General features: G+C 34.8%; 7 protein-coding genes. All 7 read left to right on the top strand.

What is annotated here, in order from left to right; translation table 11 throughout:
* Positions 1-58 precede the first annotated feature (58 nt).
* Positions 59-1948, top strand: coding sequence for a polysaccharide lyase (locus tag ABD077_RS05815; protein WP_343911373.1), 1890 nt, complete (start codon positions 59-61; stop codon positions 1946-1948).
* A 40-nt stretch (positions 1949-1988) separates the two neighbouring features.
* Complete coding sequence (locus ABD077_RS05820; RefSeq protein WP_343911375.1) at positions 1989-4271, top strand: polysaccharide lyase; 2283 nt, start codon at positions 1989-1991, stop codon at positions 4269-4271.
* A 223-nt stretch (positions 4272-4494) separates the two neighbouring features.
* Positions 4495-9906, top strand: coding sequence for an Ig-like domain-containing protein (locus ABD077_RS05825; protein ID WP_343911377.1), 5412 nt, complete (start codon positions 4495-4497; stop codon positions 9904-9906).
* Between the two features lie 85 nt (positions 9907-9991).
* Positions 9992-12223 (top strand): Ig-like domain-containing protein, encoded by a 2232-nt coding sequence (locus ABD077_RS05830; RefSeq protein WP_343911379.1) that lies wholly within the window; start codon positions 9992-9994, stop codon positions 12221-12223.
* A gap of 525 nt (positions 12224-12748) precedes the next feature.
* Positions 12749-14854, top strand: a complete 2106-nt coding sequence (locus ABD077_RS05835; protein WP_343911381.1) for a T9SS type A sorting domain-containing protein — start codon at positions 12749-12751, stop codon at positions 14852-14854.
* 95 nt (positions 14855-14949) lie between these two features.
* Entirely contained in the window at positions 14950-16437 is a 1488-nt protein-coding gene (locus ABD077_RS05840; RefSeq protein WP_343911383.1) for a polysaccharide lyase, read from the top strand.
* 68 nt (positions 16438-16505) lie between these two features.
* The gene (locus tag ABD077_RS05845; RefSeq protein ID WP_343911385.1) at positions 16506-17921 is read left to right on the top strand and encodes a T9SS type A sorting domain-containing protein; all 1416 of its coding nucleotides are present in this window, start codon (positions 16506-16508) and stop codon (positions 17919-17921) included.
* The last annotated feature ends 44 nt before the right edge of the window (positions 17922-17965 follow it).

A 17965-nucleotide genomic window follows, 5' to 3' on the forward strand; every position in this document is an offset into this window, starting at 1 on the left:
TCAGGTAGTTGTGAGTACTACCTGATGATTATTCTCATGATTTTAAAATAAACGTCCCATGAAATCAATATACTATTTATTAACAGGTTTATTGATACTATTATCTAGTGTTGCCATGGCTCAACAAGATTTAGTATATCAATACGATTTTGATCATTTGCCTTCAGGTCAATATGATAGAGACATGATACGAGATGCTCTGGATGTCTCTTTTTGTAAAGGAGCTGATGAAGGAAGAGTTTTTATAGAAGATTTCCCAAATCAAGGAAAAGTTCTAAAAGTTAAATATCCCAAAGGAAAAGTAAAAACCAATGATAGTGGAATGCACACTAAGGTGTATTGGGAGGATACAGGAGAAAACCTAGATGAATTATACATCAGTTATATGGTATATTTTCCTAATGATTTTGAATTTAGAGCAGGTGGAAAATTACCAGGATTATCCTATCAAACCTCAGAAAGAAATATGTCACTTCGACTCATGTGGAGATATGATGGTCTTGCAGAGTTTTATGTGCATTACAATACCGAACCTAGTTGGGATGGCTGGCATGCCTCTATTAATTGGAGTTTGATAGATCCCTACGAGGAACCTAACGGGAATCCTCAACCAGATCAAGTAAAGTTTAAAAAAGGACAATGGAATAAGATAGAATTGTATAACAAATTAAATACTCCTGGTCAAAATAACGGTATTATGAGAGCTTGGCTTAATGGTCAATTAGCCATAAATATTACCGATAATGGTGACTATCGCCAGGCTGATGAAGGAGATATTCATTTAAATTCGATCTATTTATCTACCTTTTTTGGAGGTAGTGATGAGACTTTCCAACCGACCAAAGATATATATGCATATTTTGATGAGTTTAAAGTATCAAAAAACAGAATTGACGATTCTGGAGATAATGGAGGTGATGGGGACAATGGCGGTGATACAAATCAGAACCCTTCAATTTCTTTTAATACTCCATCAAGCAATAATCTTGAGGTCGAGGAAGGGTATAGTCTATATGTAGATGTAAATGCTTCGGATAATGACGGTAGCATCAATAATGTGAAATTATATGTAGATGATAATTTTATAAGACAAGAAAATGTAGCTCCTTACGAATGGGGGCATGCGAATTCTCCAAATCCCAATGAAATAAATAATTTACCTGTAGGGACACATATAATAAAAGCAATTGCTACTGATGATGAAGGTGCAACCGCCGAAACCACTTTTACGCTTACTGTTACCAATGAAGATGGAGACGGTGATGGTGATGGTGATATTGGAGGTGATGGAAATTGCTATTTCGGGACACCTATAAATAATAGTATTTCTAGTATCGATAAAACATCTTTTTCTAATGTATACATTTTAGGTGATAATGGACCCGCGCTAAGTAATTTTAGAAAGATGACAATCAATTGGAATGCGGCTAATAATGGGTTATATCAATTTGCTCTTAATACGAATAATGGTGTGCCTGCTTATTATGTGGATCTAAAAAATAAACTTACCCATACATTAGGGCAATCAAACCCCTCGATTACTTTAAATAATTCTGGAATATCAGGATTAGATGGTTCTTACTGGATTACAACAAATGAGGAAGATTTTGTAATGGTATCTAAAAACAGAGGATTCACTTTATATTTTAGTAATACTAACCAAAGTCCTATTTGTGATAATAAACAAAATCCAGACTTAGAAAATATATCGGAATTCTCTTATTATCCCAATCCGGTAAAGAGTTCACTTCTTTTAAAAGGTCTTGATACTGATATTCAGGAAATCGTCATATATAATATTAACGGTCAAAGAATTAAAGCTCTTAAAATCAGAACTAAAGAAAGCTCTATGTCTATTGATGTTACCTCACTAAACAACGGAATTTATTTTATGGAACTCAAATCTTTTAAAGGCAAATCTAAAAGATACAAACTAGTAAAAATCTAAACACAAACTTAACTTATTAACTAACAAAAATTTTATGATTATGAAAGAAAGTATAATCTATAAACCGAATAAAAATAAAAATGTTTTTGTGATGTCATTTCTAATGATATGCCTTGCATTTCTTTTTAATAACGAACAAGCTTTTGCACAATGTAATACCATTATTGATGTTGATTTTAATAATTGGAATAACAGGAGATATTCTATTTCAGATATAAAAAGTGATTTTAATAATAAAGTAAAACCTTGGACAGCATCTACATATAGAGGTGTAGAAGGGCCAGGAGCAGCAAGTAATTTGATAGAAAACACTCCTCAAGAAACAAGAATTGTCAACGGAACACTACGAGCTCAATATCTAAAGAACGATGCATCTGGTAGATCAGGTGGATTTTTATTTGATCCTTATTTCGATGCAGTGGATGAAGCCTATCTAGAATACAAAGTAAAATTTGATGATAATTTCTTCTGGGCTACTGGTGGTAAATTACCAGGTCTTGGAGGTTCCACAAGAGGTGTCAATAGTGAAAGTAGTGGTCGTGGTGCTATCCCATCAGGATGTAAGTATAATACAGATGGATGGTCTGCACGTTTGATGTGGCGAAGAAATAGAGCACAAACAGACCAACCTTATTTTATTTTGTATAGTTATTTCGCTGATAAAACAAATGGACAACCACGACAAGATGGAGATTGTGGAGATGCAAAAAGAATTTATTCTAACCTGAAGGATAATAAATGGTATACGATTCGCCAGTATATCAAAATGAACACGCCAGGACAGAGAAATGGTAAAGTAATCATGTGGATCGATGGTGTAGAAACATATCGTGATAACAATGCTAAAATTCGTAACTCTGGGAAAAGCAATTTGAAAATCAACGCTTTGATAATGAATACATATCGAGGAGGAAGTAGAACTGATCCTGTTTGGCATTCACCTAGAACCGAATATACTTTTTTCGATGATTTCAAAGTGTGGACAGGTTGCGGTAACCCACCTGATGGAGGAGAGAATACACCACCAAACGTGTCTTTTGCAACTCCTTCTGGAAATACAAGTGTACAAGAAGGATATAATGATTTCCAGGTTACTGTAAATGCTTCAGATAATGATGGTTCCATTAGTAATGTAAAATTGTATGTAGATGGAGATTTAATTCGTCAAGAAAGTGTAGCTCCATATACTTGGGGACAAGGAAGTAATACTAATGAACTTCTTGGATTGTCAGTAGGACAACATACATTTAGAGCAGAGGCTACTGATAATGACGGAGCAAAAACTAGTAAAACTTTTGTGCTCACTGTTAATGGCACTAGTAACAATCAAGCACCAAATGTTTCTTTTGGCTCTCCATCGGGCAACATAACAGTACAGGAAGGATATGATCTTACAGTGGTAGCGAATGCTAACGATCCTGATGGAAGCATATCTAATGTAAAATTATATATCAATAATAGTTTAGTACGTCAGGAAAATGTAACTCCTTACGAATGGGGTCATGATAATTCTCCAAATCCAAATGAAGTAAATGGACTTTCGGCAGGAACGTACACCATAAAAGCAGTTGCTACGGATAACGATGGAGAAACTGGTCAGGCAACATTTACCTTAACTGTGCAAGGAGATAATGATAATGGAGGCGGAGACGGTGATGGAAGTGGTAATAACAACTGTTCATTTAATACACCTGCAAACAGTGGTTTATCTGCAATGGATAAAGTAACGTATTCTGATGTTCATGTTATTGGTAATGATGGACCTAAACTTGGTAATTTTAGAAAGTTTACTATCAACTGGGTACCTCAGAATAATGGATTATATCAATTTGCTATTAATACCAATAATGGATCACCAGACTGGTATGTAGATTTTAAGAGTACAATGACATTCCAGCTCGCGAATGCAAATCCAGAAGTAACGCTGAATAATACAGGATTTGCCGGATTAGATGGATCTTACTGGGTAACCATGGATGGAGCAAACTTTGTACTGGTATCTAAAAACAAAGACTTTACTATATACTTTAGTAATTCATCTTCAGAACCTAATTGTAATAGATCTTCAGATTTAGAAGATATTGAAGAAAAAATGTTGGTATATCCTAATCCAGTAGATGGAAATATCATAAATGTTGTGGGGTTATCAGCAAAAACTAAAGTACTACAGATCGTAGATCTTCAAGGAAGAGTAATCCGAGAATTAGACTCTAAAAACATATCAGAAACACTGGCACTGGATGTTTCAGCGTTGCCAAAAGGGCCTTATTTGCTGATAAGCAGAGGTAAGAACTCTAAACAATCTACTTTATTTATTAAGTAAAATAATTCAAGACATACCCGCCAAACAAATCACAAATACATAGGTTGGTTCCATAAGATGACCAACCTATGTATACTAGTATGCTGTTCCCTTATATGAAGAGTTAATACCGGAGAAAATGTTTGTTGATGTTCTTGTTATTCAGTCAAATATCTTAAAACCAAATATCTGATTCTTCGGAATCACAATCTAATTTATTAACCTCAAAATATATTACACAATCATGAATGAACGTAGTAAAATTTCAAAAAAAATTTTATCGTTTTTTTTGTACGGCATGTTACTCTTTTTTGTCGCAGATCCTGTGTTAGGACAAGTAAGTTTAGTTGATGAGATCAAAATCTCTAATCAAGCTTTATTTTTTGATGGATCAAAAGTACCAGAGGAAGAGCGTTTAACCTACCCTAATAGATCAAAATATGACTATGCTTTTGGTAGTAGGATTACTCCACATGGAGATTGCATTTATACCTACAAGGAATACGTTTTTATGACTTGGTATAAAGGTGGAGAATCTAATAGACATGTAATGCTAACCCGGTATAATATGAATACCAAAACCCAAGTAACTATTCAATTTCCGCACAAGCATACCGGATTTCAAAACAGACCTCATATTGGCGAATCTCATAATACCATTGCAGTTGGTATCGCTCCGGTTGATGGAACAGTACATTTGTTATATGATATGCACGCATATTCTAAAAATCGACCATCAAATGGTAGTCTTAGTAATGATTACTTCAGGTATAGCTATTCTAGGGATAATGTTGCAACATTACCAGATGAAGAATTTACATTAGATAAATTTTTTCCAAAACGCTTATTTCTTAAAAATGGAGACAACTATGAAGGCCTAACTTATCCTACTTTTTTTAATAATGAAGCGGGAGAACTCTTTGTTTCTATGAGAGAAGGAGGTAATAATAATGGGAAATACATGACAGCCAAGTACAATGGTAATTCTTGGAGTAGTTTTAAAGATTTTAATGTGCTAAATGCTAAAAATAGAGGAATCAACTATAATTGGGGTTTGTATGGCGATTTTAAGTTTATCAATGGTAAAATGCATATTGGTTTTCATACAAGAAAAAATATTAGCAATGATAAGTTTTCTCTTAATAATGGATTCTATTATGCTTATGCAGAAAATTCCAATAACCTTACCAATTGGAAAGATCATAAGGGTAGAAGTGTAAGCACTCCTCTTATAGATCCTGAAAAAATATTCATATCAGAACCTGGTAATACAGTGTCTGGGTCAGCAAGAAATTCTGTTAAGATATCCAGTGGCGCGGATTGGACCATTACAGAAAATGGCAGTATTCACTTTAGAACTAGAGTAATAGGTGCATCTGAAACTAAAAATGTGCATACTTATAAAAAAGCAGGGGATGATAATTTTAGAACATCTACGAATTTTCCTGGTGGGGACTTTCATTCTATCGGAAATGATGTATACCTCATAGGATTGGAATCGGGTAGACCAGTTATTTATAAAGCTAAAGGAGGAACAAACTCATGGGACAAAATTTACAATGCTTCATCAGGAAAAAGTTTTAGACATGGTGTAGTACATATCAAAGATGGAATATTGTATTACTATCTAATGGAAAGAGGATCCGGAAGTGGACAGCCAATATATCTTCAAGTAATAGACTTAGGTTTGAACGCAGTCGCTAATACTGCTCCTAATGTTCAAATTACGGGTTTAAATAATTCATACAATGTAGGAGAAGATGTAAGCATAACTATTAATGCAAGTGATTCTGACGGTAATATAGCTAAACATGAAGTTTTTGTTAACGGAAACCTAGTAGATACCGATGGAGCCAATTACACTCCTCATCAAATTACGAATGTACAAGCGGGAAGTTATACTGTAAGAGTAGTAGTAACTGATAATGATGGAGCAACAGATGAAGATACGGATAGTTTTACAGTATCAGGATCTTCAGGTGGAGGAGATACTTGTGATACTTATGAAGAAGAAAACGGATTAGTAGTAATCGAAACGGAAAATCTATCTGCTTCTGGAAATTGGAGTGAGAGAAGTGCTATTTCAGGATTTACTGGAGGAGGATATTTAGAATGGACAGGTCCTGATCACTTTAATGATCCTGGTAATGGAGTTATTACTACAAAAATTAAAATTAATTCTCCAGGTAGATATAAGTTTCAATGGAGATCTAAAGTTGGTGAAGGTAATAGTCCTACAGAAGCTAATGACACTTGGTTGAAGTTCCCTGACGCAAGTGATTTTTATGCACAAAAAGGAAATGAAATAGTATATCCGAAAGGATCTGGTAAAACTCCAAATCCAGAAGGTTCTGGAGGAGAAGGATACTTTAAAGTATATTCTACAGGAACTACCAATTGGACTTGGACAACCAAAGTAAGTGATAATGATCCCCATGATGTGTTTGTAGAATTTGATGCTCCTGGCACTTATACCATGTTAATTTCTGGTCGTTCTAAGCATCATATTATCGATAGAGTGACATTAAATAAATCAAGTGTCAACGCTACTGATACTTCATTACAAGAAACTACCTGTGATGGTAATGATGGAGGTGGAAGTGATGGTGATGGAAGCGTTGTTATTAGTGGAGAACGTAAAAAATGGCATAAGGTCACCTTAACTTTTGATGGGCCAAATACTTCAGAAACTGCTGGTGACAATCCATTTTTAAATTATAGACTAAATGTAACGTTCACGCACCAGAGTGGTTCTCCATCCTACGTAGTCCCTGGTTATTATGCTGCTGATGGAAATGCTGCACAAACATCAGCAAATAATGGTAACAAATGGAGAGTGCATTTTGCACCTGATAAAACAGGTCAGTGGAATTACAATGTCTCTTTTAGAAAAGGAAATAATGTTGCTGTAAATGATGGAGCAACTGCAGGAACAGTAGCAGGTTTCATGAATGGAAAAACAGGATCTTTTTCAATTGAAGCATCCGATAAAACAGGAAGAGATTTTAGAGGAAAAGGTCGTTTGCAATATGTAGGAGAACATTACCTGAAATTTGCAGAAACAGGAGAGTATATGATAAAGCAAGGCCCTGATTCTCCAGAAAACTTGTTTGCTTATGACGATTTTGATAATACTCCCAATGAGGGGAATCGCCGAAAGGATTATCAACCCCATATAAACGATTGGGATAATGGAGATCCTACCTGGAAAAATGGAAAAGGAAAAGGATTGATCGGAGCTGTAAATTATATCGCTAGTGAAGGCCTAAATTCTATGTCGTTCTTGACGATGAATATCAATGGAGATGATAAAAATGTGTATCCATATATAGCAAGTAATCAGAGAACTCGTATGGATGTATCTAAATTGGCACAATGGGCTATCGTAATTGAACATATGCAAGAAAATGGAATTTTTGCTCATTTTAAGACCCAAGAAACAGAAAATGAAACCCTTCTAGATAATGGAAATACTGGTAATCAACGTAAGTTATATTATCGCGAACTTATAGCGAGATTTGGATATAATTTAGCCCTTAATTGGAATTTAGGAGAAGAAAACGGTGGAGGACCACAATCTGTTGATCAGTCACCAGCGCAAGAAAGGGCGATGGCAGAGTACTTTTATAAACATGATCCATATCGCCATCATGTGGTGATACATAAACATCCGAATGACTTTCCTGATTACTTAACTGGAAATCAATCTAGATTAACTGGTTTTTCGTTACAGACGAATAAATCTGATTTTGCCAATGTTTTTAGTAGAGTAAAAGAAGGAATTGACAAATCCAGGAATTCAGGTAAAAAATGGGCAATTGCCTGTGATGAACCTGGTGATGCACAACATGCTATACGACCAGATAATAATGCTGCAAGCTCACATACCGATGGACGTAAGAATGCCTTATGGGCAACATTACTAGCAGGAGGATGGGGTAATGAGTGGTATTTCGGATATCAAAATGCACATTCTGATCTTACACTTCAGGATTTTAGAAGCCGAGATAAATGGTGGGATTATGGGCGTCATGCGATCCGATTCTTTAATATTACCAATCTTCCATTGACGGAAATGCGTAATAATAACGGTTTATCTTCTAGTAATAATGATTATTGCTACGCAAAACAAGGAGAGGCTTATGTGGTTTACTTAAAAAATGGAGGGTCTACAAATCTAAATTTGAATGGACAAAGTGGTCAATTTACAATAAAATGGTACAACCCTAGAAATGGTGGTAATCTTGTTAATGGTTCGGTTACCTCGGTGAGCGGTGGCGGAAATAGATCATTAGGAACTGCTCCTAATAGTACTAGTAGTGATTGGATAATACTAATTACCAAAAACGGTTCTGATCCTGGCGAAAACGAACCACCTTCTGTATCTTTTGCTAATCCGTCAGGCAATACTTCTATACAAGAAGGATATAGTAGCTTTGAAGTTACGGTGAATGCTTCAGACAGCGATGGAACTATTGATAATGTAAAGTTGTATGTGGACGGAAACTTAATTCGTCAAGAATTGTTAGCACCTTATACTTGGGGTCAAGGGAATAATACAGATGAGCTTTTAGGACTTTCTGTTGGCCAACATATAATCAAAGCGGAAGCTACAGATGATGATGGTGCTACAACGAGTAAAACATTCACGCTAACAGTTACTGGAACTGGCAGTAATCAAGGGCCAAATGTTTCCTTTGCTTCTCCTTCTAACGATATTACGGTACAAGAAGGATATGACCTTGTTGTAATTGTGAATGCATCTGATCCAGATGGAAGTGTTTCTAATGTAAAATTATATATTAACGATAATTTGGTTCGTCAGGAAAATATAGCTCCATATGAGTGGGGACACGATGGATCCCCTAATCCACAAGAGGTAAATGGATTAGCAATTGGAACCCATTCCTTCAAAGCTGTTGCTACCGATAATGAAGGAAACACGTCAGAAACTGCGTTTATATTAACAGTACAATCTGATGACAATGGAGATGGCGATAACAATAATAGTTGTTCATTCGATACTCCTGCCAATAGCGGTCTTGCTGCTATGGATAAAGTTACATATTCCAATGTTCATGTATTAGGAAATAACGGTCCCAAGTTTAGTAATTTCAGGAAGTTTACCATCAATTGGGCACCTCAAAACAATGGATTATACCAGTTTGCAATCAATACCAATAATGGATCACCAGATTGGTATGTAGACTTTAAGAATACAATGACTTTCCAATTACAAAATGCACAACCTGAGGTAACGCTTAATGATACTGGTTTTGATGGGTTAGATGGTGCTTATTGGGTAGCTAGAGATGGTGAAAATCTTACATTGGTTTCTAAGTCTTGGAACTATACGATTTATTTCAGCAATTCGCCAACTGCTCCGAATTGTAATAGATCAAACCCAGAAACAGATCTTATAAAGATTAAAGCATTTCCTAATCCAGTTTTGGATTCCTATTTATTAGTTACAGGGATGATGTCTGAAGAATTGAAAACACTTCAAATAATAAGTGTAGATGGAAGAGTTGTAAAAGAAATTAATACTAAAAATGAGACAGAAACAATAGATGTTTCTGAATTGCCATCAGGTTCTTATTTCTTGTCAATCAAAGCTGCACGATTTAAAGAGTCACTCTTATTTGTAAAAAAATAAAGATCTACTATTAGTACTAGGATGTTTTGTTTAACAGAATGTCCTAGTTCTAATTGATATATAAAAACAACAACAACTAATCACTATGAAAAATTTTAAAACAAGATTTAATCAAGATTTATTTTGGTTGCGAGAATATCTCGCTACTAATAAGAAGCAATTAAATGTAAATATTAGAAGACAGAAATTGTTTTCTGATCTACTTATCAATAGGTCTGGTGTATTCCTTTGGTGTATCTTATTTGCCAATATACCCTTGCTTCAATCTCAAACTACTTCTTCTGCTACTTCCAGTTCAGGCAGTGGGTATTCTGTTATAAAAAATGATGGATTTGGCATAGAAGATCCAGATTGTAAGCACAAGAGTTTTGGACCTCATATTACCCAAAGATTTGATAATGAATTAGACAAGAATGTGTTTGTTTTTCATAGTCATATCGATGACGATGATGATCGATGTAAAAATGATGATCGTGTACGTATAGAAATAAAAGGAGGACCAGGTGCTAGTTCCAATACTTTGCGTCACCCCAGAAATTCTACGAGCTACTACAGATGGAAGTTTCGCTTAGCGAGTAATTATAAAGCTAGTAATAGATTCTGTCACTTCTTTCAATTAAAGGCTAAAGGCGGAAGTAATGATAAGCCTCCCATATTAACGTTATCAGCACAAAAAGATAAATTTGAGTTGGTGCATAATAGAAAAAATCCGAATTCTGTTTATGTTGATTTAAAACAGGAGCCACTATCTAGATTTAAAGGAGAATGGATCGAAGGCTATGTAAAAATAAAACATGGAGATAATGGTGCGCTCAATGTGGTACTGAAAAAAGTATCTAATGGACAAACCGTTTTTTCATATTCTAATTCGAATATAGATTTATGGAGAAGTGGAGCAGATTACAATAGACCTAAATGGGGTATTTATAGAGGAAAAACGAGTGGATTAAATGATGAGCAGGTACGATTTGCAGATTGGTGTGTTTCGGAGTCTTCTGAGAGTCAGTGTCCCTCTTCTATTGGTAATGGAGGATCCAATCAAAAACCAAACATTTCTTTTGCTTCGCCGTCAGGAGATATTAGTTTACCAGAAGGTTACGATGAACTCGAAGTTACTGTAAACGCATCTGATAATGATGGTTCTATTAGTAATGTAAAGTTGTATGTGGATGGCAATTTTATTCGTCAGGAAGTTAATGCACCCTACACTTGGGGACAAGGAAATTTTACAGATGAACTTTTAGGATTACCAGTAGGACAACATATAATCAAAGCAGAAGCCATAGATAATGATGGAGCTAAATCAAGTAAGTCGATAACAGTAACAGTGACTGGTACTTCAAATAATCAAAAACCAAATGTATCCTTTACATTGCCATCGGGTAATATTACGGTTGATGAGGGATATGATCTCACTGCAATTGTGAATGCATCTGATCCTGATGGAACTGTAGCTAATGTAAAGTTGTATATAAATAATGATTTTGTACGACAAGAGGTTAATGCTCCATACGAATGGGGTCATGATACTTCTCCAAACCCTCAAGAATTAAATGGGTTGGGTACAGGTTCTTATACATTTAAAGCGGTTGCTACGGATAATGATGGAGCAACTAATCAAGCAACATTTACACTAACTGTAAGAGGAATAGATTCAGGTGGCGGAGATACATGTGCATTCGGAGCACCTATGAGTAGTGCTTTAAGTGCTATGGATAAGGTGTCATATTCGAATGTTCATGTGTTAGGAGACTACGGACCTAAATTAGGGAACTTCAGAAAATTTACGATTAACTGGGTGCCAGATAGTAATGGATTGTACCAGTTTGCAATGAATACCAATAATGGATCTCCGGATTGGTATGTAGATTTTAAAGATTCCATGAACTTTCAATTACAGAATTCAAATCCTGAAGTTACCTTAAGGAATACAGGTTTTGATGGGTTAGACGGTGCTTATTGGGTAGCTAGAGATGGTGAAAATCTTGCATTGGTTTCTAAGTCTGGGAACTATACGATTTATTTCAGTAATTCGGCAACTGCTCCGAATTGTGATAGATTAAACCCAGAAACAAATTTTATAAAGATTAAAGCATTTCCTAATCCAGTTTTGGATTCCTATTTATCAGTTACAGGGATGATGTCTGAAGAATTAAAAACACTTCAAATAATAAGTGTAGATGGTAGAGTTGTAAAAGAAATTACTACTAAAAATGAGGCAGAAACTATAGATGTTTCTGAATTACCATCAGGTTCTTATTTCTTAGTTGTTAAATCAGTCAGATTTAAAGAATCAATATTAGTAGTGAAAAAATAAAATTAAAGTTTATCTAGGATGCTTCGAACCAACAGAAGCATCCTAGTTTTTTAAATTTTAAAAAGTATTTTATATAATCTTTATTTATAAAAATACAAAGGTCTAAGGTTAATTGATCTAAAACAATGAATCATTGGATAGGAATTATTCTTAATCTTAATAGATAAAGCATGTTATTTTTGTGCAAATTATCTATAAAAGGTATTGAAAAAATCAGGATAAAAAACTGTTAATCAGATGCCTGTATATTTTTCACCCCTATTCTGTACTCATGTAAACAGCTATTTTTACTAATTTTACATCGGTTGCAAAATGATTGAAGTTCCAGACCTTCAATCAATCATTCGATATCTGATTTAAACGGTTATATCCGTTTGAATATTTTTTAATTTACCTCCCTTAGTCTTTTAATATCTAAAAGAAGATGTTGCGTTTTGCATTGGACAAAATAAATTCATTTTTAGAATTTACTGTTCGAGAAAAATAGAGATAATTGATATTAAAATAACTACTAAGTCCCAAAAAATGAAAACCTACACAAGTTCGTTAACATCACGAATAATTACATTATTATTTACGTTTCTATCGCTCATAGAGTTTGCTCAAGCACAGGTGCATCAAGCCAAGCTAAATAGTATTAATTGTAATACTCTCGATTGTATTTTGGAAGCAATGACAAATGCTGTTCCTGGAGATGAGATTATTATAGCTTCTGGAACCTATGTTGCTCCTGATAAATTTAATAATCAAGGAAAGGCTTCTAGATTTGCTTCTTCTAATGATGGTACTTCATCAAACCCAATAATATTAAGAGGAGAAAACCCTGCTAATCCACCAATCCTTAAAGGTCCTGATGGAATTTATGATGGATATGCACTTCATATATTGGGCGATTATTGGCAGGTTAAAGACATTATTTTTGAAGAAGGTTCTAAGGGAATTGTCTTTGATAATGCCAATTATGGTGTTATTGAAAATGTAACAGTGAGAGAACTAGGAGAAGAAGGAATTCATTTAAGAGATGGATCTAGTTTTAACTTAGTTAAAGACTGCAAAGTATATAATGTCGGTATTAAAAAACCAGGTATTGGAGAAGGATTGTATGTAGGATCCGATAAAAATCAACATGCAGGACCTGGTGACGAAAATGAAAATAGTAAGTATGATCCGGATTGTAATAATAATACGATCGAAGGTTGTATCGTAGGGCCGAATGTAACTGCAGAAGGCGTAGATGTAAAAGAAGGAACGAAAAACACGATCATACGAGATTGCGTGTTTTCTGCAGAAGGAATCTCTGGTGAAAATAGTGCAGATGCGTTTATAGACCTTAAGGGAGCTTATGGTTTTGTGTATAATAATACGTTCAATCTAGATGGATCTACGATTATTAATGCAGGAATTGATTTTTTAGATCGAGGTACTAATTATAACACGGGATTTAGAAATGCAATATTTAATAATACGTTTAATCTAGAAAGTAGAGGAAATGAAATCCCAACAGCTAGGAAAAAGCAAGGCGACCCTTCAGAAATTCATGTATGGGATAATGTTAGAAATCCAAATACTCCAGATTTTCCAATTAGCGATGGTAGTTTAAACCATATCACACAATCTTGTCCTAGCTGGAATATAGAACCATGTGATGGAACACAGAACCAAGCTCCGGTAGTTTCATTTGTGAATCCAACCACAAATTTAACCGTTTTACTAGGCTATGATGCGCTAACTGTAGAGGTCAACGCAATGGATCCAGATGGTAGTATTTCTGATGTAAAACTTTATGTAGATAATGCATTAGTAAGACAAATAAACCAACCACCATACCAATGGGGAACAGGTGAGAATGCGAACGAATTAGTAGGACTTTCTTTAGGAATTTATACCATAAAAGCTGAGGCTACAGATAATGAAGGGAAAATTAGTGATGTAGAATTTACAGTAACAGTTCGAGATGAGAATACAGGAGGAGACGGAGATTGTTCGTTTGGAACACCAATAGCTACTGGCTTACCAACCTTCGATAATGCCTCTTTTGATCATGCTCACGTTTTAGGGCAAGGACCTGATGTAAGTAATATTAGTCGACTAAGAATTTCCTGGAATTTGGAAGAAAATAAATTAGACAGATTTGATATGAATACTTCAGATGGAGTACCAGAATTTTATATGAATCTTAAAGATGTTATTAGTTATGACTTTAATACATCGCAACCAGAACTTACCATAAGTAACTCGAATCTGGCTGGATGGGATGGTTCATATTGGGTTACAAAAGATGGAGACAATTTTGTTATGGTTTCTAAAAATAACGGATTTACAATCTATTTCAATAATGCTGTTGAAAGTCCAGAGTGTGAATCAACCTTATCGAATCCTGATTTTTCAGAAAGAGAATTACAAGTCACGATCTACCCTAATCCAGTTAATCAAAAACACTTGCATATAGTAGCCGTTTCTAAGGAGGAAAAAACTGTTGAAGTAATAGATCTTCTTGGGAAAAGAATTATATCTCAAAAGTTGGATACTAATGATCCTAAAGTAGATGTTTCTAGCTTGCATCAAGGAACTTATATTCTTTTAATCAAATCAGACAACAATAAAGAATCTTTATTTTTTGTAAAGAAATAATAGCATGTTTTAGGAGTAACCGATCTAAAACCGCAGAAACATAATTTCATTACATAGCAATCACAAAAGATCTTAAAACCAACTAAAAACTTATTATGAAAACACCGAACCTACACAAAATTCAGAAGTATAAGATCATCATTATTTTCCTTCTGATAAGCATTGGAATTAGAGCTCAAGACTGTAATAATTCACAATTAGTAATAGATCAGGATTTTAGCCAATACAATGGAGAAAACCAATTATATACTAGAAGTATGGCTAACAATGATTTTCCAAACTTAGGAGGAAGAACTTCAGGTGGAAATGTTAGAGGGCTTAGTAATGATTTTCCACAAAGAAATCGAGTAATTAATGGCGAGTTACGAGCAGAGTTTACCAAGGATGATGCTAGCGGCAGAACTGGAGGTTTTGTATTCGATAGTAGTTTTGATGGTGTCGAAGAGGCAGTATTACAATATCGTGTAAAATTTGCAGATGACTTTGTTTGGGCTACTGGAGGAAAACTTCCTGGTTTAGGAGGAGCTTCTACTCCGAATGGGTCTCAACCCGCCGGTTGTACACAAAATCAGAACACTATTGAGAACGCATTTTCTTGTCGATTAATGTGGCGTTCTAATACCGCACATACACAACCACCTTATCTTATTGTGTACGATTATTTGCCTAATAGGGAAACAAGATGTGGAGGAAATACACGTCTTGGAGATTTAAAACTGGAACGAAATACCTGGTACACCGTAAAGCAATATCTAAAATTAAATACACCTGGTCAAGAAAATGGTCTTTTGAAGATGTATATCGATGGAGAATTATTGGTGGATTTAGATGACGTTATGTTCCGATTATCCGGAAAAGGAAGCGTTAAAATTAATTCAGTTGTAATGCATACCTATAGAGGCGGAAATCGTTCAGATGATTGGTGGCAATCGCCTCAGGATGATTATGTATACTTTGATGATTTTAAAGTATGGACTAATTGTTCTGATGTTACAGATAATGGAGAGAACCAGTTACCAGTGATATCTTTTAATGATCCTACTTCTCCAACTGTGACAGTAGATGAAGGGCACAATCTAATGGTAAATGTAGCAGCGAGTGATCCCGATGGAACTATTGAGAACGTAAAGTTATATATGGATAACGTAGAAATACGAGAAGAGGTAAATCCACCTTATGAATGGGGACATCGAGATGATCTAGATGAGCAATTAAAAAACTTAGCTGCTGGCACATACCAAATGAAAGCGGTAGCTACTGATAATCGAGGAGGTACAAGTGAGATTTCTTTTGAGCTAGTGGTAGAAGAAAATGTGTTGTCAGTAGACGAGTTTGATGCATCTGATTTAAAGATTAAAATATATCCAAATCCTGCTGATAATATAATCTTTATAGAGAATGAAGGAAATACTACAGAAGATATTCAGATTAAAATAAATGATGTAAGCGGAAGAACGGTTAAAACGATTACTTCTAATAGTTCTGTAATAGAAATAAATACAAGTGCATTAAGTTCTGGAATGTTTTTGATGACGGTAAAAAGTGGAAAATTGAGTACATCCAAACTTTTGGTAAAAAAATAACTTGAGACAAGAAACTTATGGGACAGATAAAATCAAATAGCACTTCTAAATTTCTATGTCTAAAATTCATGGTCATAAACGTTGTATTGTTGCTTTCAATCAATAGTTTAAAAGCACAGGTTTTATGGTATGGAGATCCTGACAAGAGTGTTAATTCTAGCTTTAGAAGGTTTGATTCAGGAAATGCTGGTGATGATTGCAGTAATCAATCTAATAATAATTCTTCGGCATCTACAGTAAATGATTCTGAATATGGAAAGGTCTGGAGGATACAGAAACCCACTGGTCAAAAAAGAGGTGAATTTGCCAGAACTACTGGTACTATAAATAATTATGAACCCGAAGAAGGGGATTTTGTCTATTACGGGTGGCGATGGAAAATAGAGTCTACACCCAATATTACAAGTGGTGTAGCCGTTTGGCAATGGAAAACAGATGCAGGAGACCAGAACAATACACAGAATTACCCTTTAAACATGGGATATGGAAATGGTACGTTGACTTTTAGTGCTTGGGGTCCATGTTTTCCTAGTTGGAATTCCTGTAGTGGATCGATCAGTAAACGTAAAACTACACTATGGAGCAAACCTATTCCAGAAAATACGTGGGTAAGTTTTGTGGTTGGGATAAAAATGTCTAGAAATGATGACATAGGTTACGTAGAGCTATGGTATAATGGACAAAAACAAACACTTTCGAATTCTGATTTTCAAGATTATCAAGTGGATATTTCCTCCGATGGTAAGCGAGCATTTCATAAGACATTTGATGGTAAAGTGGTATATCCAAAATGGGGATCGTATAATTCAAATGCCTGTAATTTTAACACTACTACTTATTATGATGAAATGAGAATCGCTACTACTTTAGAATCAGCAATGCCATCTGGATCGGATTCTGGAGAGAATCAACTACCAGTAGTATCATTTAGTACACCAACCTCCCCAATAATAACAGTAGATGAAGGTCATAATCTAATAGTAAATGTAAATGCTAGTGATCCCGATGGAACTATTGAGAACGTAAAGTTATATATGGATAATGTGGAAATACGAGAAGAAGTAAATCCACCTTACGAATGGGGACATCGAGATGATCTGGACGAGCAACTGAAAAACTTAGCTGCTGGCACATACCAAATAAAAGCAGTAGCTATCGATAATCGTGGAGGTACAAGTGAAACTACTTTTGAGTTGGTGGTAGAAGAAAATGTATTATCTACTCCTGATTTTTCAATAGAAAAACCAATGACTTTGTATCCTATTCCAGTTGTTGATCTTTTAACTATAGAAATACCAAAGGCAGAAATTTCTAACGTTATCATATATGATTTACAGGGGAAAGAGTTATTTCAATCAGTTTTAGATAAAGAATCTAAAGAAAAATTTTCTTTAGATTTTTCTAAGTTTTCTAAAGGGGTTTATTTTCTAAGAGCACAACATGAAGGTAAAAATATACAGACTATTAAAGTACTTAAAAAGTAGATTGTTCACTTCACACTGATGGGGATTAAGAAGTGTAAAATAAT

It is taken from the genome of Aquimarina litoralis (assembly GCF_039523995.1).
Lineage (GTDB): Bacteria > Bacteroidota > Bacteroidia > Flavobacteriales > Flavobacteriaceae > Aquimarina > Aquimarina litoralis.